Origin of the sequence: Shouchella rhizosphaerae, from assembly GCF_900142675.1 — a bacterium.
GTDB lineage: Bacteria > Bacillota > Bacilli > Bacillales > Bacillaceae_D > Shouchella > Shouchella rhizosphaerae.
In genome coordinates this window covers 209,923-231,051 of the sequence record NZ_FRBS01000004.1, presented here as the reverse complement: position 1 = coordinate 231,051, position 21,129 = coordinate 209,923, and the positions used below count along the sequence as shown (strand labels likewise).

Genomic DNA, 21,129 nt, shown 5'->3' with positions numbered 1-21,129 from the left:
TTTCAATAAATCCCCCATTTATGAAGCACAATGGGGGAAATTTTACGCACGTTTTAACCTGTGTGCCATTTAGACGTTTAATTGTTCTTCCTCTAACGCTTTTACTCCAGCTTTTAGAACTTTAATGATTCGATCTGTATCGTAAATATTTCCTCGCCAAGTTCCTCCACTTACGGATTGGAGCGCAGCCCATAAACGAGTGTCGTCTGGCAGATCTGGATTCGGTTGAAGGTCTGGATGGAGGGAGCGTTCTTTCAGTACTTGACTTGCATCGGCCAAAGAAAGCCGCTCATTTTCCGTTCCAATGAAATTGACAGAACCTACTAACTCATTGCGGTCAACGATGATTTCAATCACATCTCCATCGCGTAATTTTCCAATTGGTCCGCCTGCCAATGCCTCGGGTCCGATATGTCCAATGCATGCGCCAGTAGAAACACCTGAAAAACGGGCATCTGTAATCAAGGAAACATGTTTTCCATAAGACAAATGTTTTAATGCCGATGTTAGTTGGTAGGTTTCTTCCATCCCCGTTCCGGAAGGGCCGCCGCCCATCACAACCATGATGTCCCCTGCTTCAATGCTTCCATGTTTAATCGCCTTTATAGCAGACTTTTCTGAAGTAAAGACTTTCGCTTTCCCGGTATGTCTATAAATTCCGTCTTCTCCTACCACGGAAGGGTCAATAGAAGTCGATTTAATGACAGATCCTTCAGGCGCAATATTTCCTTTCGGGAATGTAACCGTAGAAGTTAGGCCTCTTTCTTTTGCTTTGATTGGGTCCATGATAATATCGTCTGGATCAATTCCGTCTGTTTCGAGCAACTGTTTTTTCATTAGAGCGCGTCTTTCGGATTTTTCCCACCAATCAAGGTTTGCACCAAGCGTTTCTCCAGTCACAGTTTGTACATCTTCATGCAGTACGCCTAATTTTCTTAAATGCAGCATAACCTCAGGAACACCACCTGCGAGGAATACCTTAACAGTCGTGTGGCCAACAGGCCCATTTGGCAGGACATCAACGAGGCGAGGGATTTTCTTATTGATTCTTGTCCAGTCCTCGACAGTAGGTATCTTGCAATTAGCGGCGTGGGCAATGGCTGGGATATGAAGGAGTAAATTGGTTGAACCGCCAAAAGCCGCGTGAACCACCATCGCATTTTCGATCGCTTTATCCGTCATAATGTCTTTAGTTGATAGTCCTTTTTTCTCCATCTCTAATGCTGCACGGGCTGATTGTCTAGCCATCTCCATCCAGATCGGCTGGCCAGATGGCGCCAGTGCCGAGTGAGGCAACGCGATACCCATCGCTTCGGCAACGACTTGAGAGGTGCCAGCTGTTCCAAGGAATTGGCATCCTCCTCCCGGTGTCGCACAAGCACGGCACCCGAGATCGGCAGCTTCTTGTAAGCTGATTTCGTTATTGGCGTATCGTGCTCCAATCGTTTGAATTTTGCCTGCGTCTTCACCGTTTGTAGGCGGAAGCGTGACACCTCCTGGAACAATAATAGTTGGCAAGTCATGCATGGACGCTAAAGCAACCATCATTGCCGGAAGGCCTTTATCGCATGTCGCTACGCCAATAACGGCACGGCGCGTTGGCAACGAGCGAATTAGCCTTCGATAAACAATCGCTGCGTCGTTTCGAAACGGCAGGGAATCAAACATGCCAGTTGTTCCTTGGGAACGGCCATCACATGGGTCACTAACGAATCCGGCAAAAGGGACGCCTCCTTGTCTGCGGATTTCTTCCGCTGCTTCCTTCATGAGCAGGCCTATTTCCCAGTGGCCAGTATGATAGCCTAAGGCAATCGGAGCGCCATTTTCATGCCGGATTCCACCTTGAGTGCCTAGGATTAAAATTTGTTTTCCAAGGAGACGGGAAGGCGCCCATCCCATACCAACGTTTTGAGATAGTCCAAAAAGGTCGCCACTTGGTGAATCTAACAACATCTCGGATGTAAGGGGGAGTGAGCCATCCGCTCCTTTTGCATGAGTCTGAATGTTGTAAAGAGAGACATCCTCATCGCCAAATATTAAATGCAAGGACATATGTTTTCCTCCATGATTGAGATTATTCCTTTCAACGAAATGAAAGCAATCCATTTTATTGTCTTATCATTGCTTCGAGAATCACCGATAAAGCTGAATTTCAATAAAGCGCTTTCAACTTCATTGGAAATTCACCCCCTTAAAGTTTTGCTCAACTAGGTGTTTTTTGCTCATTCATCTTTCGTTAATGGCTCCATTCATCTTCATACAGCTAAAAACGTCGTTATTTTGGTTTTATATAAGAAACCTAGTTTGTTGTATTAAACTATTTTGATGATAGCATACAATTTATGAGTTGGAAATAGATTTTTTTCAATTGGAAAAACCGTGAACGCTAAGATGAGTGGCTGTCTAAACGGTGTGTCCTATCTCATGAAACCAACTTGAATGGACAATTGCCTTAAATGAAAATACGATATTGACTACATGAATTGATCATGTTAGGTTTTAATAAGAAAACCAAGTTTATTATATTAAACAAAATAGAAGGGTTTGGCGCTATGGAGAAAAAATATTGGGTTCCCGCGATTGGGAAGGCAGATAACATTTTAAATCTTATTGCCTATCGGCCCAATCAATATCGGCTAATTGATCTCTCCAATGAATTAAATATTAATAAAAGCTCACTTTATTCATTGCTGAATACACTTGAAACGCTCGGTTGGGTGAAGAAAGGGAAGGATGATACTTATTCCCTTGGAATGAGATTTGGTGTATTTAGTGCTTTGTACTCGAGTCAATTTGATTTAATTGGCACGTTTTCGGAGGAGGCAGTAAGCACTGTCAACAATTTAGATGAAACGATTCAGCTTTCGATTTTAGATGGTGTCGATATTTTATATTTGGCAAAGAAAGAGGGGAGTTCCCCAGTAAGGGTTGCCACTGATCCAGGAATGAAATTTCCTGCTCATGCAACTGCGATGGGAAAAGTTCTCCTTTCCAAATATACGTTTAACGAAATGAAGGACTTGTATGAGGGAAGAAGCCTTGAGGCTAAAACGCCATACACCATCAAAACATTAGAGGAGCTATGGGCACAAATTGCCCTATTAGCTGAACAGGGCTACATTAAGGAATATCAAGAAGCCGTAGAAAATTTCTTCTGTATTGCTGCCCCAGTAAAGAATCAAGAGGATGAAGTCATTGCTGCTGTTAGTGTAACGATGCTAACAACAAGTTGGGAAAAGAAACAAGAAGAAGCAGAGCGGGAGATTGTAGACTTGGCCAAGAGAATTTCTCTTCATGCAGGATTTTTAAAACCTGTCGGGCCTCAATAGAACGAATTTGTGAGAATCCAAGAATAATGGTTTTGGTTCAAGACCATTTTCTTGGATTGAAAAAAGGCGGCTTTCATATGTATTCCGGTTAGTGACTAAAAAAATGAATGCGTTATCATGCTTTGGGCAGGTTCGATTTGAAACCCGGCTAAACAATCTATCCAAAAAGGAGACTAACTCTATATGAAATTCATTCGATTTAAAGATCCAGAGCATATTGTCCATTCTGCGATTGGACAGACATTTTCTGAAATGTATGTCGTCCCTTTCGATAACTATGTGAATTTTTATTATTATCTTAAAGAAAATGCGAAAACAGCAGAAATGTATATTAAAGAGAACAGCCTAGCTCCAGTATCAATTGAAGAAACGGCTTTGGAGATCCCAATAGAGGCAGATGAGGTATGGGCTTCGGGAGTAACATACATGAAAAGCAGAGAGGCCCGAAATTACGAAGCAACGAATGGAAAGCTCGATGTATTAACGTTTTACGATAAAGTGTATGACGCTGAGCGCCCTGAGATCTTTTTAAAATCGACTGCACGGCGCACCCAAGGTCCAAATAAAGAGTTATTGATCCGAAGTGATTCAAACTGGCAAATTCCTGAACCTGAACTAGGCTTAGTTATTGGCGAAGGGGAAGAGATCATTGGTTATACATTAGGAAATGATATGAGTTGCAGAGATATTGAGGGCGAAAATCCTTTATATTTGCCACAGGCGAAAGTGTGGAAAAAATCTTGTTCCATTGGCCCAGCCATCCTTATGCCAACTGGCATTGAAAATCCATATGAGCTTTCGATTATGTGTACGATTAGCAGGGAGCACGAGGTTGTTTTCCAGGGGTCAGCAAGTGTGAGTCAATTAAAAAGAAAATTAGAGGAATTAGTAGAGTTTCTAATACGCGACAATGACATCGTACCTGGAACGGTCTTATTGACGGGCACGTGTATTGTTCCCGATAACGATTTCACATTAGCGGTAGGCGATGTGATTGACATTAGCTCTACACCCATCGGCACATTAAAGAATTATGTCGGTTCCTTTCAAAAATAAAGAAGTCTGAGGTGATTAAGTTGTTGCAAGGCATCATTCCTCCACTTGTTACGTTTTTTGATGAAAATGGCTCAGTAGATAAAGAAACGAATTTCCGACTAATCGATATTCTGATTGAAAAAGAGGTAGATGGACTTCTCTTATTAGGGAGCAGCGGTGAGTTCACTTCAATGACGCACCAACAAAAGAGCGATTATATCGATCACGTTATCCCCTATATCAATAAGCGGGTTAAGTGTATGGTGAATGTTGGAAGCAATGTTGTTGAAGAGGCGGTAGATTTAGCGATAAAAGCTGAAAAAGCAGGAGCGGATGCAGTTTTAATTGTTAATCCCTTTTATTGGCCATTAAGTGAAGCACAACTGATCGATTATTTCAGCGAAATTATTCAATCGATTAAAATAGATGCCTATCTCTATAATGTGCCGATGCTTTCATCACAAGAGATCCCAGTAAACATTATTCCTGAGTTACTAGAAAGACATGACAATTTAAAAGGAATAAAAGAAACGGTTAGTGACATAGGCAGATACAGAAAATTAATTGAAAACGTTAGACCTAAAAACACCGAATTTGTAATTTTAACAGGTTTTGATGATCATTTATTACCTGGTATGATGATCGGCACCAACGGAAGTATTAATAGTACAGCTGTCGTATTCCCAGAAATCTCCGTCAAGCTAAAGAAAGCGATGGAACAGCAACATTTCGAAGCAGTGAATCGTTACCAAAACCTAATAGCCGAAGCCATGCAACTATATGATATAAACAACTCATTCTTTTCAACGATTAAAGAGGCGGTTTCCTATAGATGGTTTAACGGTGAACGTGTCTATCATAAGAAACCTTTTCATTTAATTAACGCCAATACAAGGTCAGAAGTAGAAAGAATCGTCGATAACATCAATCGTAAATGGAAAGAAGACTGATTGATTGGAATTCTAGTAAGTTAAATAAAATCAGATAGGGGTGCGTATAAGTGGCGAAATTTACACAAACAGTAGAAGTATTTCAAAATTACATCAACGGTGAATGGAAAGACAGTACGAGCGGACAAGTAATGGATAGTGTGAATCCAGCGAACAAAACTGAAACGATCGGCCAACTCCAGTCTTCGACAACTGAAGAAGTCGATGAGGCGATTCAATCGGCGACTGAAGCGAAAATCGGCTGGCGTAAAACCGGGGCATATCAACGGGGCCAACTATTAGCTAGTGTCGCAAATGAGTTAGAAAAAAACGTTGATGACATTGCCGAAACGTTAACAAAGGAAATGGGAAAAACGTTGCCCGAAGCAATTGGTGAAACGCAACGTGGGATAGCGATCTTACGGTATTATGCAGCAGAAGGGATGAGAAAAGAGGGGGAAGTGATTCCAGCTTCCGATAAAGAGGCGCTAATGTTTACAAAACGGACGCCTTTGGGCGTAGTTGGCATCATTACCCCTTGGAACTTTCCAGTAGCAATCCCTATATGGAAAATCGCTCCGGCATTGGTTTATGGAAATACGGTTGTCTTTAAGCCAGCTTCTGAAAGTGCGGTCACAGCCGCTAAAGTGGTTAAGTGTTTTGAACATGCAGGCCTTCCTAAAGGGGTATTGAACTTTATAACCGGAAAAGGCTCCATTGTTGGCGAAGCGCTTATAAATAGCAAGAAATTAAACGGGATTACGTTCACTGGATCGGAGTCCACCGGTAAACGAGTCGCAAAAGCAGCAAGCGCTAATGGCATAAAATACCAACTGGAAATGGGCGGGAAAAATCCGGTCATTGTTCTAGACGACGCAGATGTCCAAAGCGCTGTGCAAGGAATTTTAAGCGGTGCCTTTAAATCAACAGGGCAAAAATGTACAGCAACGAGTCGTGTCATTGTACAAGAAGGGATTTACGAAGAACTGAAAGCCGCCCTTTTAGCGGAAACGAAAAAGATTACGATTGGCGATGGAATGAATTCAAGCATTTGGATGGGGCCGTGCGCCAGTGAAAGCCAATTAAATACCGTTTTAGAGTACATTCAAATCGGCCAAGAAGAAGGCGCTACACTTCTATTCGGTGGGCAACGGTTAACTGAAAATGAATACGCTCATGGCTTCTACGTTGAACCAGCGATATTTGAACAGGTGACGTCCACAATGCGTATTGCCCAGGAAGAAATATTTGGACCAGTCATTGCTCTCATTAAAGTAAAAACTGTCGAAGAAGCAATAGATATTGCAAATGACACTGAATTTGGGTTAAGCGCATCCTTATACACATCCAATATTGGCTCAGCTCTTTCTTTCATTGATGACATCGAAGCTGGATTAGTCCGTGTTAACTCAGAAAGTGCCGGAGTCGAATTACAGGCGCCATTTGGCGGGATGAAAGCTTCAAGTACAGGAACGCGTGAACAAGGAGAAGCTGCCAAAGAATTTTATACGGCGATTAAAACGGTTTTGATTAGAAGTTGAGTGAACCTTTGTCCAAGTAGGCAGTCGAAATAATCACCATGTAAACGGCTTAAGCTCTGATGTCTAGAGCTTAAGCCGTTTTTTAAAAGTGGTTCGATAAATCGAGGTTTGCCCAAACGAACAACATGGCCCTGGCGAAGCAAAACGGTCATTAAAATTTATGCCATCACTTCTATTTAAATCGTTTCTCTAATTTAGTGTGACGCAAAATCTGTTTAACTAGTGCAGTCGCAGCAAAAAGGATCATAAAAATTAATATGATAGAAGCTCCCGGTGGTGTACCTAATTCATACGAAGCGACTAAACCACTCAACATGCCAATTAAGGCAATCACGATTCCAATGAAAATAACACCATTAAAGCTTTTGCTTAACCGCATTGAAATTGCAGCAGGTAAGACGATAATGGCTGAAACGAGTAAAGCGCCGACTATCGGCATAATGATTGCAATCGTTACCCCTGTTAACACGTTAAACAAAATAGACATCGTTTTGATAGGCAAACCTGCGGTGAAGGCAATTTCCTCGTCGAATGTCAAAATATACATAGGTTTGCGGAAAACGAAATAGAGGAGACTAATCATAATCGTTAGGATGAACAACATCCATACTTGCTGCTGACTAATGGTGACAATGGAGCCAAATAAAAATTGGTTCATACTTAAAGTCGCGCCACCCTCATTTAACCCCATCAAGAATAGGGCTAGAGCCATGCCAACTGACATTAAGATCGCAATCGAAATTTCTGAATACGTACGATACACCACTCGTAAATATTCAAGCATGATGGCAATTGCCGCAACGACTAAAAGATTGGTCCACGTTGGATTGACGCCGATTAGCAAACCTAGTGCTACACCGGCTAAGGATACATGGGATAAAGTATCCGCCATTAGAGACTGTCTACGCAATATTAAAAACAAGCCTAACAATGGTGCAATGAATGAGATTAGCAGGGAGGCTTGGACAGCTCTTTGCATGAATCCATGGAAAAACATCTCCATGGAGAGCCCTCCTTCCTGACTAGCTCAATATGTTTATCAGCATAATGACGGATTTCTTCATGATCATGGGTAACCATTAAAATCGCTTTCCCATGTTCACGACAATTGTGCTTCAACAATTTATAGAATTCTTCTCTAGAATTCACATCCATTCCAGTCGTCGGTTCATCTAGGACAAACAAATCAGGGTCTGTTGCAAATACACGGGCAATCGAAATCCGCTGTTTTTGCCCGCCAGATAATTCGCCTATTTTGTTATGGCGCATGTCCCACATTCCCACGGATTCTAGTGAGCGCCGCACATGCTCCTTGTCTACTTTATCTAATCTTTTAAACCATTTGCCCCTTTGATAGCGGCCGGATTGCACAAATTCAAGCACAGTACTTGGAAATCCAGCGTTAAACGAGGCAACCTGCTGTGAAACATATCCGATCATGAGCTTCTCGCCAAAACGATTTTTTGGTGAAATGCGGACGCTGCCTTTTGTTGGTTTCAGCAAACCTAAAATATTGCGCAACAAAGTTGTCTTTGCGGCACCATTTTCTCCAGTTAGCATCACAAAATCTTCTGCATTTACTTCAAATGAAATATTTTCTAACAGCGGTTCATGTTCATACTGAAAGGCGAGATTCTTTACTTCAATATAATGCATAATGAAACGACCTTTCTATTCGTTGTTTCCTATCTGCCATCGTTTAATTATCTTGTTATTTGATGCTTACCTGTAAAGCTTCCAAGTTTTTACGCATGGCGTCGACGTATCCTAGATTTTCTGCTTGTAGCTCTTCAGACAGTACTTCTAAGTCATACAAAACGGCGGTCTCTGTCCCTGTTTCAGTAGCGACTGTTTCGGCAATGGCTGAATTTGCCCCTTGTTGATAATAAATAACGGGCACATTATGTTCTTCCACGAGGTTTCCAATTTCAGCAATGCGCGATGGACTTGGTTCTACTTCTGTAGATAAACCGCCAATCGCTACTTGCTCTAACTGATAACGTTGCGCAAGGTATCCAAATGCTTGGTGTTGTACGACAAAAACGCGGCTTTCTGCATCTTCAAGAGCAACTTGATAGTCCTCATGTAAGGCTTGAAGCTCTTTATTAAAGGCTTCTGCATTTTCCTCATAAATCGCTTGTCCGTCTGGATCTGCCTCAATCAGGGCATCGCGGATAACATTAACTTGCTCTTGTGCCAATACAGGGTCTAGCCAAATATGTGGATCGTGTGATTCATGATCATCAATAATGACCGATACTGGCTCTGATTCTGCATACGTATGATGATCGTCATCAAAAAGGACTGCCCGTACTTCGAAGCTTTCTCCAGTCGTTTTATACTCAAAGTGGTCGGTTCCTTGACCAGATACAGCTTCCCATTCATCCTCTTCACTCATACGTGTGTACCAGTGCCAATGATCGTAGTCTACGTCTTCTTCAAGCAGCGCAACGAGTGTAACCACGTCTCCTGTATGGTAGTGATCCGCCAATCCAACTATTTCAATTGCGCTATCACTTCCATGTTCATGGTGTTGACCATGTTCCTCATCGTGCTCATGTTCGTCTTCCTGGCCATGATCATCAATGACAATTTCTACTGGGTCTGACTCGGCGTATTCATTGTGGTTCTCATCAAAAAGGACTGCCCGGACCTCAAAGCTTTCTCTTGATGCCTCATAGTTGAATTCAGGTCCTCCTTGATTCGGAACAGTTGCCCATTCATCATCCGCACTTTCTCTTGTATACCAGTGCCAATGATCATAGTCTACCTCTTCATCTATTTCCGCCGTTAATTCAATCATGTTGCCAGTATGATAATGATCCGCAACCCCTTGAATGCTGATCGTTCCAGCAGCTTGTTGCTTTTCCTCGTCTCCATGTTGATCGTGGTCATGAGCATGACCTGATCCACTCGTATCAACTACATCCACACCATCTGCTGTGCGAGCAATGACGAGATCATCGTTTTCGACTGTGTTTAATAGACTTGAAACCCAATGTTCCATTTCTTCACTACTATAGACAAATACTTTTGCCTCATTCACAGCCGCTACATCTTGGGCACTTGGTTCATAATGATGAGCATCTTCTCCTGCAGAAACCATGAGTGATACGTCTGCACGATCCCCTGCGACTTGTTGAGCAAATTCATACATTGGATAAAACGATGTTACAACCGATAATTTCTCACTTGCAGCATTTTCGTCTTCATTTTGGCTACAGCCTATAAGAGTCGTACACACAAGTGAACTAAACAAAATGGTAGCGAACCAAGTGCTTTTCATCCTATATTCTCCTCACATTAGTACGAATTTCAACTATATTCTTTTAAATGAACTTCTGCGACATTTAATGTGCCAACATATCACGTACGATACCATCTTTGTCTAATTCAGAAGGGTAGTACGTTGGCCAATTGGTAACTTCGTCCAATAGGGCCTCGCGGTCATCTCCCCAATATAAGTGGAAATGATGGGAATCTACGGGATAGATATTGTGATCACTAAACTGAATGTATTGAGGCATTTCATCTGATCCATCAACTAATTTAAAGATAAATCGTACCCCTCTATTGCCTGCTTCATAGGTAAGAATCTCGTAACCATCTGACTCGTACTCTCCTGCATACTCGTTGTCATTTTCAAAGAAAGTGACAATATTGTCTTCAATGATGATACGATCAACATCTGTTTCATATCCGACCGTATAATATTGCTTGTACTCATCTGCTGTCTTATCTCCATCTTCTGCTTTATGTTCAAACACTTCGTCTAGATCTCCAGATAGAAGGTAAGGATAAACCGATTGCCAATCACCTTCCCAATCAGACAATTCGCGATCTTCAACTTGACTATCTTCAAAATAGCCTTGATAGATTTGGCGGCTTTCTTCATCATGTCCATGATGATCATCAATCACCACTTTGACTGGTGCAGATTGAACGTGAGGCTTATGGTCATGATCGAATAATACAGCTTTTATTTCTAAGCCATCTATTGTTGCTTCTCCTGTAAATGTATCCGTTTCCTGCCCTGAAACGACTTCCCATTCCTCATCCGCGTTTTCTCGGCTATACCAGTGCCAATGATCATAGTCTGTTTTTTCATCCTGTTCTGCAGTTAGCTCAATTGCATCGCCAGTATGGTAGTGATCAGCAACCCCTTCAATGTTTATCTTTTCGGGAGCCTCAAAATCGCTTGTATCACCATGGGAGTGATCCTCATCTGTATGTACTTCTGATTCTTCTTTTTCTATTCCGTTTACTTGCTCCTTCTCTTTTGTCCCTTGACATGCTGTTAAATAAGTACTGAGTACCACTAAACTTGATAAGCCAATAAGTAGCTTTTTCATTTTTTCTTTCCTCTCCTTTAAGGTAAAAGTATAAATCGTAATTATTACGTTTTGTTACAAGCTAACACTTCTTTTGCTATTCCGTCAAGAGTTTTATTTCTTTCGTTCGAATAATAATCGATATCCATAAAGGGGGATATCGGAGCTGTTGGTTGATTGAAACTCTTGCTTTGCTTCTATCAAAGTGGATTTGTGGAGGGTAATCATAGTTGTTATAAGTCGCTGTTAAAAGAGGAGAAAACTCTAATTGATTTGACCATTGTTTTTCGTTTGTGTGGAAAACGACGTATGAAGGAGGGCACCATCTTTGCTATTTACATTCCTACATGAACATCATATAATTCTTTTAAATCGTAATTGATACGATTTGTGTTTGCGGCAACACATGTTACGATCAAAGTTGGAAATGTAGGCGATGGAGGAAAAAGAGGCTTGCCAAAACAACAAACAGTTCCGGTAACGATTTTAACGGGCTTTCTAGGCGCAGGGAAAAACCACATTGCTCAATCACTTCTTAAAAGGGATAGATGAGCAAAATGTGGCTGTCATCATTAATGAATTTGGCGATACATCGATTGATAGCCACTTGGTCGTGCCAACTAAGGAAGAAATTATAGAGGTGAATAGTGGTTGTATTTGTTGCAATGTACGGGCTGATTTAATCAATCGATTAAGAAATTTGAATGAACGAGAAGAATCCCTTGACCGTATTGTCATTGAGACAACGGGTATGGCGAATCCGGCACCCGTCATTCAAACGTTTTTAATGGATAAGGAAACGGCCCATTCATTTGAAAGCGATCATGTGATTACGATGGTTGACGCCAAACATATTTGGCAACATTTAGCGGAAGAAGAGGCTGGGCAACAAATCGCTTTTGCTGATATTCTCTTAATAAATAAGGTTGATTTGATTACGGACGATGAAAAAAATAAACTGGGACAACGGCTGATATGAACCCACATGCGAAGCAAATTTATACAACATTTGCACATGTAGATAGTCGAGATGTCGTTGGGAAAAAATCCTTTGATTTAAAAAATGTAGTGAAAATAGATCCAACTTTATTAACCGAAATGCATCACCACCACCATAATGAACAAGTGACTTCTTTTGTGTTTCAGGAAGATCATCCCCTTGATTTAGAAAAAGTGAATAAGTGGTTTGCCTATTTAGTCCAATGTAAAGGAGAAACGTTGTTTCGTTATAAAGGAGTCCTTTATATAAAGCAACTTGAGAAAAGAGTTGTTTTTCAAGGCGTACATATGCTATTTGCAAGTACAGAGGGAGCGCCGTGGGCGAAAGAGGAAAAGAGGCAAAGTGAAATTGTTTTTATTGGCAAGCATCTTGACAAACAGGAACTAGCGAAAGGCTTTCACTATTGTCGTGCTTCATTTTTTGCGACTTAAATGTATTGATTTTGGCTTGGTTGAAGATCACAATGAATAGATAGTTGGCAGATCATTGTACAACGGACAAGCCTCTATCCTAGAAAAGTGTACATGGATCAAGATAAGGACGAGAATAAGGAATGAGCCACTGCTTCTAAAAACAGTGGCTCATTCCCTATAAGCTTTCAGATACAGAGGCCTAACCACGGCTATAAGGCAGAATGCCCCGAGAGCGGAGCCGAGTACATAAAACCCGTTCATGCTGTCAAAAAAGGTCTGGATGATTGCCGATCCGAGCGCCGCCCCTAGTGCCGCTAAGAAACCAAGAAGAATGTTTTTCATAAAACCTCCAACACAAGAATCGTGCAGTATTCATCTGTTATCGGAATGCGAGGAATAAACGTTGTCAAGAAACGATAAAAACACCTTGTTAAACGCTTCAGGGTTATCTTGATGGGCGCAATGGCTGGCATTGTCAATCCAATAGAACTCCCCATTTGGCTCTCGCTTCGCCCAGCGTGGTGCCGTTTTTTTTATGTTGCCTGTTTGGTCATTGACGCCACAGACAAGTAAAAATCGTTTTTGGATATAGTATGTTTCTTCTTCGTGCAAGCAGTCTTGCATGCCTTGAAAGATTTTCGGGAAATCCTTCCGGCCAACCGTATGAAAGCACTCGCGTAAATAGGCTTGCACATCGGGTTTAATCGAGCTAGCGCGTGCACTTTGATTGACTAACATCTTCCACGGATACAGTGACAAGAGCAGCGGCGTGAGGGTGATTAATCCTTTCTCTATGAACGTCATCTTTTGCGTATTGCACGTACAATCAATCAAAACCAAGCTCTCGACTTTGTCTGGATGGTGGAATACCAACTCTTGAGCTGCATTTCCGCCCATCGATTGGCCGATAAATGTCGCTTTTTCAATGCCTTCTTTCGTCATAATCGCCAACATGTCATCGATCAACAGCTTGATCGTAAAATCCGTCCCAATTGGCCGGGACAGCCCATGCCCTCGTGCATCCCACAAAAGCAGGCCGTACGTTTCATCGATTACATGAAGTTGTTCAGCAAACATGCGATGGTCCGTACCGGCGCCATGCATGAAAATCAACCAAGGGCCGCGATGGTTGGCAGTCACCCAATAATGAATTGGGCACCCATCCTTTTCAAGGACTCGTTGTTTTAATTTCATTGTGTTTCTCCTTTTGTGTTGACCGATTTTGAAAACAGCTGCATGTATCCGATTGCCTCGACCTCAGCAGCGCATGGACAGGAAAGGCGCCGGAAAGCAGCGCCAAAGGCAAACATCGCTACTTAAGTCATGCTCCTTTTCAATCAGCCCCTAAAAATGTTGTCTCTAACTCGATTTCCTTCACCTGTTTGCCATCATAATCGACTTGGTAGGCTTTCGCTTGCGGCCTTGAGCTGACGATTTTCCACACGTCTTTTTCTTTATAATGAAGGGCGACTCCGTCATCGGCGGCTATTCCAGGTTTGATGTTGCCAGCCGCTACGAATTGCTGGTAGCGCGGCCTTCTGTCTGTTTCGCCGTCATAATGGGGACAGTTGCTTCCCGTTAAAAACCCAAGTCCATTGGTTAATGGTTCGAGCCCCTTTCCGTAAGAGTCTGTCACGCCTTCTTCAAACCAACAAATCGAACCGGCGCTAATGCCTGCTAGTACGGTTCCTTGTTCCCACGCTTTTTTCATTATCGCATCTAAGCCCCATTCCCTCCATAAAACGAGCAAATTTTTCGTGTTTCCGCCGCCTACATAGATGATGTCTTTTTCAAGCAAATAGCTTTCTAAATCTCGAGTCGGCGGTCTAAATAAAGACAAATCCGAAGGCTGGCAATGTTCGTTGCGGAAGAAGTGGTAAAATTTAGCGATATAATGTTCGGCATCACCGCTAGCAGTCGGAATAAAGCATATGGTTGGCTTAGGTTTGGCGGATTGATTCAGTATGTAGCGGTCTAATAAAGGGTTGCCAGGTTCCATCGAGAACCCTCCTCCTCCAAGGGCAATGATTTGCCTCATTCGATTCATCCTTTCTCTAATAACGAACGATTTGCTCTTATTCAGCGTTCACGAGCTTGTTTGTTAATGTCCCTAATTGTTCAATATGAACGGAAACGGTGTCTCCAGGTTGCAAATAACGCCGCTCTGCTTCAGGTAGGCCGAGAATGACTCCTTCAGGCGTGCCAGTAAGGAGAATATCCCCTGGCTTTAGCGTAAAGTGGCGGGAAACATAACTGATAATCTCGGCACATGTGAAGATCATATCGGCTGTATTCGATTGCTGTTTGATTTCGCCGTTGACTCTTGTCTCAAGCGCTAAGTTTTGCGGATCAGCAATGTCTTCTTTTGTGACAAGAAACGGACCGATTGGGCAAAATCCATCGCATGTTTTGCCTAAAAGCCATTGCGCTGTTTTCATTTGCAGATCACGGGCGGACAAGTCGTTAGCCGTGCAGTAGCCTAACACATAATTAAGCGCCTCGTCCTCAGTGACTTGTTTCGCCGTTTTGCCAATAACAATAGCGAGCTCTACTTCGTAATCCAATGCTTGCGTTACAGGAGGAACGACAATGTTGCTGCCATGACCAGTAAGGGTGTTATTAAATTTGCTAAAGAGAATCGGCGTTTCTGGATAAGGGGAACCTGTTTCATCTGCATGGCGCCTATAGTTAAGACCGATGCAAATGATTTTCTCTGGGTTCGGAATGGCAGGGCCAAACGTACAGGACTCAATGGCATGCATGTAAGGCCCTGTTTGTTCTAATGTTTGCATGTAAGCTTCTAAAGCTGGCAGCGATTCCGGCTGATTGATCAATTCGTCCATTGTTGCTGGGACTTCCTCAGCAGGGCGAGCTTGCAAAGCCTCATAAATATTCGCAATTTGCCCATTTCGTTCGACGCCTAAGTGGTTGTGTTCCAACGTGCATAATTTCAAGGGAACCGCTCCTTTTTTGGTTTGTTAACTGCTGCTTTTAAAGATGATTGTTCTATTTTAGCATAAAAATCAGAAATCAATCATCGACTTCTTTCGTAGACTAGTTGCTTCTTTTTATCCGTGCTATCAATGATGGGGCTCTTGCTCTTATTGTGAATGCCTAGCTGTTTTTTCGGTATGCGGCTGGCGTTGTTCCAGTTGCAGCGCGGAAAGTCCGATAAAAATGGGGCATACTGTGATAGCCGCAGGCTTCGGCAATGGCTTGGATGCTAAGGTCAGTCGTTTTTAGCAAATCTTTTGCTTTAACAAGGCGTTTTGACTTTAAAAACTCGATATAAGTCAGGCCAATAGAGGCTTTGAATTTTTTGCTGAAATAAGAGGGATGGACACAAGCATGGGCGGCTAACATTTTTAAATCGAGTTCTTCGTGCAAATGGGCGTCAATATAAGCTAAGCTCTCTTTTATCCATGCAGGTACGAGCGGAGACAGTTTTTCTTGGGCAGTGCCGCAGTTTCGCGAGACAAACACGATTGCGTAGCGGATAAGCAACGCCACTGTTTCGCCTGAATACAAATCAGCAATAGCTGTTTCTTTGGCTATTTCGTCAAAGAGGCCAGCTAAAAACGCCCGTTTCTCTCGTTCCATATAATAGCGGTACTGTTTTGTTGTTTTAGCCGTTGTAAAAAGAGAATGGAGTGAGTCAGACTCGGAGCCGATCATCGATGCAAGCAAGCTTGGACAAAAGTATAATGCGGACGTTGTTACGGTTTTGCCTTTGTCAAGAAGCGAACAATGAATGCTATTGCCGGGGACAATCACAATATCGCCTGAAGCAAGCTCAAAAAAACAATCATCAATAAAAAACGTGCACGTACCTTGATGGACCACAATAATTTCATGCCATTCATGCAAATGGTGTGGCAATTCGTCGTCACAAGATTTGGTTTTGTTATGGACAAGCTGGAAAGGCACAATGTGAGATTGGTTAAAGCATTTGCGAATCGGCCCCATATAGCACCTCCTGGTTTAGACTAAAAAAAGCAACTTTTACACCCACAATCGCAATTTATCGTGTTTGGTAATCATGGTAGCATACAGAGGACCATGTTTGAAAGCGCTTTCTGTTGGTCACACTGGATCGTGAGAAAGGCGATTACAGCAAAAGGGGGATGGATGCCAATGAAGGGGGCGACGTTCAATACAGTCGTATGTGCAATGTGGTGCTTGCTGTTAGTTGGCTGTGGGTATCCGACCTGGCATCGAAGACGGCGTTAGACGATGTGTATACAATTAATATTGCTTATGGGAATCAGCCTGGGGAACCAATTGATCAACAGGCAAGGAAATGGCAAGAGCTAGCAGCAGAAGCGAGCAACGGCCGCTTGCAACTTCACGTATACCCTAGCTCTCAGCTTGGCAGTGAAAGCGACATGATTGAGTTGGCGATGCGCGGCAACAACGTCATCGTCTTCACTGCGTATGATTTTTTAATGGATTACGTACCTGACTTTGGCATTTTAGGGGCGCCATATTTAGCAGAGAGCTTTGAAGACTTGCTTTATTTGACGACGACCGATTGGTATGCAGGGCTTGAAGAGGAGATGAACGAGCTCGGACTTTCTCTATTAGGGAAGAGGACAATTTACGGAGAGCGGCACTTGATGACCAAAAAAGAAGTCAACACGCCGGATGATTTGCGAGGAATGAAAATTCGTGTCCCAAATAACAACTTGTATATCCGTGCTTTCCAAGAGTTAGGAGCTTCGCCAACGCCTCTTCCACTTGGTGATTTATATGCATCATTGCAGCAAGGGGTCATTGATGGCGCTGAAAATCCTCTACCTGTGCTTCAGGGCACTCGTACGAATGAGGTGACGTCACATTTAACACTAACAGGCCACATTAAAGTAATGAGTGTGTGGGTGGCAGGTGCGAAAATGATGGAAGATTTGCCTGATGACCTTGCCAAGATCCTTGCTGAAACGAGTGAGGAAGCGGCTGAGTATACTTATGACATTACCAAACAAAAGGAACAGGAGGCGCTGCAATTTTTTGTCGACGAAGGGATGATGGTCAATGACGTCGATCAAGCTCTGTTCCGAGAAAAAGTCGCTCCTTTTTACGAAAAGATGCCATCATGGTCACCAGGGCTTTACGAAAACGTGCGCGATTTAATGGCACAGAGGCCGAAAGAGGGAGAGGAATGAAGAAGAAAGCGAATAATTGGCTTGAGTCCGTTGATGATTGGATTGGTGCGATTGCTTTGAGCCTGATTGTCATGTTGATTGGTGCCAATGTGTTTTTCCGATTTGTGCTGTCCCAGCCGATTACGTGGAGCGAAGAAATAAGTTTAGCGCTGTTTGTTTGGTTAACGTTTGTCGGCATTAGTGCTGTCATGAAGCGAAATGAACATGTTGGAATTGATTATTTTGTCCGCAAACTGCCTAAAGGGGCGTTCATGTGGGTGCAACGTTTTCGCCTATTTGTGTTACTAGCTGTGACAGGCGTTGTTTTTGTTTATTGGGGCGCAAAGCTAGCCATTGATACTCATTGGAAGGTAACACCTGTGCTTGGCGTTCCTTTTCGCCTCATTTATATGGCGCTTCCTGTCGGCGGCATCCTTGCGCTCTATCATTTAGTCAGCGTACTTTTGCGCAAGGACCGCTCATTTATTTACCAGGAAGAGAGGAATAGCGATGATGCTTCTTTTGATCGTTAGTGTGATTGTGCTCCTAATTGTCCTGAATGTTCCTGTAGCTTACGCGATGCTTGCAGGTGTGGCTATTTACTTTATTGCCAATCCAAGCTTTATGAATGAGACATTGACGCAACGGGTAGTAAGCGGAGTTGAATCCTTTCCGTTGCTTGGGATTGTCTTTTTTATCACTGCTGGCGTTTTGATGAACTATACCGGAATTACACAACGAATGCTTGTATTTGCCAAACTTGTAACCGGACACTTGACTGGCGGATTGGCGAAAGTGAATGTGTTGCTTAGTGTGCTAATGGGTGGCTTATCGGGTTCGAATGTAGCGGACGCCGCAATGCAATCAAAAATTGTCGTCCCAGAAATGGTCAAAAAAGGGTACGCGCCTGGTTTTTCAGCAGCATTAACAGCGACAAGCTCGCTCATCACGCCGATTTTGCCTCCAGGAATTGCTTTGATCTTATATGGCTATGTGGGCAATGTCTCTATCGGTGATTTATTTATTGCCGGTATTATCCCAGGTTTTTTGTTGGCGGCGATTTTACTCGTTTATGTCCACTTTGCCGCTAAAAAGCGTGGCTTTGAGCAAGAAAAGAACCCTTTCCCTTCTTTCAAACAAGTAGCGATTGCTTCAAAAGACGCTTTGCTTGCTCTTTTGCTGCCAATTCTTATTATCGGTGGCATCCGTTTAGGGATGTTTGGCCCGACAGAAGCTGGAGCCGTTGCAGTCTTGTATGCACTTGTTATTGGCTTGTTTATATACAGGGAAATGACGTTCAAGGATTTAGTCTCCGCTGCGAAAGAATCCGTGCAAATTATTGCCACTGTCATGATTATTATTGCAGCAGGCACCGCATTCGGCTGGATGTTGACGCTTGAGCAAGTCCCGCAACAGCTTGCTTCTGCAATGACTACTTCAGTCGAACAGCCACTTGTATTTTTAGTGTTATTGTTGGTGTTTCTGCTCATTGTCGGGATGTTTATTGAAGGAAACGTCATGCTCATTATTTTAACGCCAATCTTTATGCCCATGCTAGAGACATACGGAATTGACCCTGTTCATTTTGGAATCTTTTTTATTCTTTGTTTGAGCATTGGCACAATTACACCACCGATCGGCACGATTATGTTCACAACCGCCTCGATCACAAAGGTGAAAATTGAAACGTTCATTAAAGAGGTCATACCATTTTGGCTGCTGCTGATTGGCTTAACGCTAATCATTATTTTCATCCCGGCTTTGTCGTTATGGTTGCCGTCTGTCTTGTCTTAAGATCGCAAAGACCTGTGTCGGAGCAGTTGCCAATGAAAATGGCCGTCGCTCCATTTGCGGCTGTGTATGTAGGTTGATCAAGGAAGTGATGACCACACATTGGAATGCTACCAAAACATTGGTTTGCTGTTCCATTTGAATGGAAAGGATGAAGGCAATTTGAGTGAAACAAAGACCCATGTCGTCATGCAGCAAAAGGACAATGTCGCCACTGCCTTGCGGGATTTTGAAAAAGGGCAAGTAGTCACGCTCGCCGGAGAACAGCGACTACATTTAAAAAATCATATAGGCTTTGGCCATAAATTTGCCCTTTGCCCGATCAAAAAGGGAGCAGACATTACAAAATATGGAGAAGTGATCGGTGTTGCTTCAACCGATATTGCAGCAGGAGAGCATGTCCATCTCCATAATGTGGAAGGCAAAAGGGGAAGGGGAGATCAACGCGTATGAGTTTAAAAATAACAGGTTTTCGCCGTCAAGATGGTCAAGTCGGCATCCGCAACCATGTGCTCATTTTGCCAACGATTGTCTGTGCCACCCAGGCTGCGCAAAACGTAACCAAACTGGTCGATGGCACTGTTTCTGTCATTCACCAGCACGGGTGTGCACAAGTGGGAAGCGACTATGAGCAAACGTTTCGGACGTACGTCGGAATGGGATTAAACGCAAATGTTTACGGAGTGGTTGTAATGGGGCTCGGGTGTGAAACACACCAAGGCAAAAGTGTCGCTGAAGAAATTGCTAAGAAGAGCAACAAGCCTGTTGAACTAGTCTCGATCCAAGACTATGGCGGGACGTTGCAAGCGACTTGTGAAGCAGCGCGGATTGCGACCAAAATGGTGCAAGACGCATCCATGCTAGAACGGGAACCGATTGCGTTTTCTGATCTTATTGTCGGCACGGAATGTGGCGGCTCCGATGCCTGTTCTGGATTGTCGGCCAACCCAGCTGTCGGTTATGTCAGCGATGCCATTGCTGATTATGGAGGCACATCGATTTTGGCTGAAACGACTGAGTTAATCGGTGCTGAACATTTACTCGCCGGCAGGGCAGCCAATGACCACGTCGCCAAGCGTGTTTATGAAGTGATTGAAGCAATGGAGAACCGCGCTTATCAAATGGGTGTTGACATTCGTACTGGTAACCCGAGTCCAGGCAATAAACAAGGGGGGCTGACGACATTAGAAGAAAAGTCTTTAGGTGCAGCAGCAAAAGCGGGAACACGAACATTGCATGAAATTGTTGATTATGCAAAACGACCAACGAAAAAAGGCCTCGTCTGGATGGATACGCCAGGTCACGATATTGAGCAGCTTACAGGGATGACGGCAGGGGGCGCGCAACTTGTCTTGTTTACAAGTGGAAGAGGCACGCCCACGGGCTCGCCAATTGCCCCAGTCATTAAAATCGCAACCAACACGGCGATGTTTGAAAAAATGAACGAAAACATCGATTTTAATGCAGGTACGATTATTGAGGGAAAAGAAAGCATCGAATCAACAGGCGAACGCCTATTAGCAGAAGTCGCTGCAGTTGCGTCAGGCAAACGAACGAAAGCGGAAATCTTAAAACAGCATGATTTTGGCATTTGGCGGATTGGCCCTACTTTTTAAGCA

General features: G+C 43.2%; 20 protein-coding genes. 11 read left to right on the top strand and 9 right to left on the bottom strand.

Features of this window, described 5'->3' with window-relative positions; translation table 11 throughout:
* Positions 1-69: 69 nt before the first annotated feature.
* Positions 70-2,052 (bottom strand): YjhG/YagF family D-xylonate dehydratase, encoded by a 1,983-nt coding sequence (locus BUC05_RS12875; RefSeq protein WP_073304921.1) that lies wholly within the window; start codon positions 2,050-2,052, stop codon positions 70-72.
* 500 nt (positions 2,053-2,552) lie between these two features.
* On the opposite strand from BUC05_RS12875, the gene BUC05_RS12870 reads away from it, so the two are divergent.
* From BUC05_RS12870 to gucD, 4 genes are all read left to right on the top strand, one after another.
* Positions 2,553-3,329, top strand: a complete 777-nt coding sequence (locus tag BUC05_RS12870; RefSeq protein ID WP_073304919.1) for an IclR family transcriptional regulator — start codon at positions 2,553-2,555, stop codon at positions 3,327-3,329.
* Positions 3,330-3,512: 183 nt separating this feature from the next.
* Positions 3,513-4,385, top strand: coding sequence for a fumarylacetoacetate hydrolase family protein (locus BUC05_RS12865; protein WP_073304917.1), 873 nt, complete (start codon positions 3,513-3,515; stop codon positions 4,383-4,385).
* 23 nt (positions 4,386-4,408) lie between these two features.
* On the top strand, positions 4,409-5,314 hold the full coding sequence (locus BUC05_RS12860; RefSeq protein WP_073304914.1) for a dihydrodipicolinate synthase family protein: 906 nt from the start codon (positions 4,409-4,411) through the stop codon (positions 5,312-5,314).
* A 50-nt stretch (positions 5,315-5,364) separates the two neighbouring features.
* A complete protein-coding gene (gene gucD / locus BUC05_RS12855; RefSeq protein WP_073304912.1) occupies positions 5,365-6,834 on the top strand; it encodes an alpha-ketoglutaric semialdehyde dehydrogenase GucD in 1,470 nt (489 codons plus the stop codon).
* Positions 6,835-7,006: 172 nt separating this feature from the next.
* Here gucD and BUC05_RS12850 read toward each other — a convergent pair whose 3' ends face one another.
* From BUC05_RS12850 to BUC05_RS12835, 4 genes are all read right to left on the bottom strand, one after another.
* Positions 7,007-7,837, bottom strand: a complete 831-nt coding sequence (locus tag BUC05_RS12850) for a metal ABC transporter permease (protein WP_073304910.1) — start codon at positions 7,835-7,837, stop codon at positions 7,007-7,009.
* A complete protein-coding gene (locus BUC05_RS12845; protein WP_073304908.1) occupies positions 7,783-8,490 on the bottom strand; it encodes a metal ABC transporter ATP-binding protein in 708 nt (235 codons plus the stop codon). The genes BUC05_RS12850 and BUC05_RS12845 overlap by 55 nt, the downstream gene beginning before the upstream one ends.
* 55 nt (positions 8,491-8,545) lie before the next feature.
* A complete protein-coding gene (locus BUC05_RS12840; protein ID WP_073304906.1) occupies positions 8,546-10,120 on the bottom strand; it encodes a metal ABC transporter solute-binding protein, Zn/Mn family in 1,575 nt (524 codons plus the stop codon).
* A 64-nt stretch (positions 10,121-10,184) separates the two neighbouring features.
* Positions 10,185-11,186: a metal-binding protein ZinT gene (locus BUC05_RS12835; RefSeq protein WP_073304904.1), complete on the bottom strand. Its 1,002-nt coding sequence runs from the start codon at positions 11,184-11,186 to the stop codon at positions 10,185-10,187.
* A gap of 499 nt (positions 11,187-11,685) precedes the next feature.
* Here BUC05_RS12835 and BUC05_RS22065 point away from each other — a divergent pair, with 499 nt between their 5' ends.
* Positions 11,686-12,144, top strand: coding sequence for a CobW family GTP-binding protein (locus tag BUC05_RS22065; protein ID WP_367618132.1), 459 nt, complete (start codon positions 11,686-11,688; stop codon positions 12,142-12,144).
* Complete coding sequence (locus BUC05_RS22060; protein WP_367618133.1) at positions 12,141-12,596, top strand: CobW family GTP-binding protein; 456 nt, start codon at positions 12,141-12,143, stop codon at positions 12,594-12,596. Before BUC05_RS22065 ends, BUC05_RS22060 begins: the two co-directional genes overlap by 4 nt.
* A 354-nt stretch (positions 12,597-12,950) precedes the next feature.
* Here the strand turns inward: BUC05_RS22060 and BUC05_RS12825 are convergent, their stop codons facing one another.
* The 4 genes from BUC05_RS12825 to BUC05_RS12810 form a co-directional block, all read right to left on the bottom strand.
* Positions 12,951-13,772: an alpha/beta fold hydrolase gene (locus BUC05_RS12825; protein WP_073304902.1), complete on the bottom strand. Its 822-nt coding sequence runs from the start codon at positions 13,770-13,772 to the stop codon at positions 12,951-12,953.
* 139 nt (positions 13,773-13,911) lie between these two features.
* On the bottom strand, positions 13,912-14,616 hold the full coding sequence (locus tag BUC05_RS12820) for a Type 1 glutamine amidotransferase-like domain-containing protein (RefSeq protein ID WP_073304900.1): 705 nt from the start codon (positions 14,614-14,616) through the stop codon (positions 13,912-13,914).
* A 37-nt stretch (positions 14,617-14,653) separates the two neighbouring features.
* On the bottom strand, positions 14,654-15,532 hold the full coding sequence (locus BUC05_RS12815; protein WP_035202047.1) for a fumarylacetoacetate hydrolase family protein: 879 nt from the start codon (positions 15,530-15,532) through the stop codon (positions 14,654-14,656).
* Between the two features lie 160 nt (positions 15,533-15,692).
* A complete protein-coding gene (locus BUC05_RS12810; protein ID WP_073304898.1) occupies positions 15,693-16,544 on the bottom strand; it encodes an AraC family transcriptional regulator in 852 nt (283 codons plus the stop codon).
* A 113-nt stretch (positions 16,545-16,657) separates the two neighbouring features.
* Here BUC05_RS12810 and BUC05_RS12805 point away from each other — a divergent pair, with 113 nt between their 5' ends.
* The 5 genes from BUC05_RS12805 (at position 16,658) to BUC05_RS12785 (ending at position 21,126) form a co-directional block, all read left to right on the top strand.
* Complete coding sequence (locus BUC05_RS12805; protein ID WP_244153305.1) at positions 16,658-17,740, top strand: C4-dicarboxylate TRAP transporter substrate-binding protein; 1,083 nt, start codon at positions 16,658-16,660, stop codon at positions 17,738-17,740.
* The gene (locus BUC05_RS12800; protein ID WP_073304896.1) at positions 17,737-18,252 is read left to right on the top strand and encodes a TRAP transporter small permease; all 516 of its coding nucleotides are present in this window, start codon (positions 17,737-17,739) and stop codon (positions 18,250-18,252) included. Before BUC05_RS12805 ends, BUC05_RS12800 begins: the two co-directional genes overlap by 4 nt.
* Complete coding sequence (locus BUC05_RS12795) at positions 18,230-19,513, top strand: TRAP transporter large permease (RefSeq protein ID WP_073304894.1); 1,284 nt, start codon at positions 18,230-18,232, stop codon at positions 19,511-19,513. The genes BUC05_RS12800 and BUC05_RS12795 overlap by 23 nt, the downstream gene beginning before the upstream one ends.
* Positions 19,514-19,672: 159 nt before the next feature.
* Positions 19,673-19,963, top strand: a complete 291-nt coding sequence (locus tag BUC05_RS12790) for a UxaA family hydrolase (RefSeq protein WP_011245980.1) — start codon at positions 19,673-19,675, stop codon at positions 19,961-19,963.
* Positions 19,960-21,126, top strand: coding sequence for a UxaA family hydrolase (locus BUC05_RS12785; protein WP_073304892.1), 1,167 nt, complete (start codon positions 19,960-19,962; stop codon positions 21,124-21,126). The genes BUC05_RS12790 and BUC05_RS12785 overlap by 4 nt, the downstream gene beginning before the upstream one ends.
* Positions 21,127-21,129 lie beyond the last annotated feature (3 nt).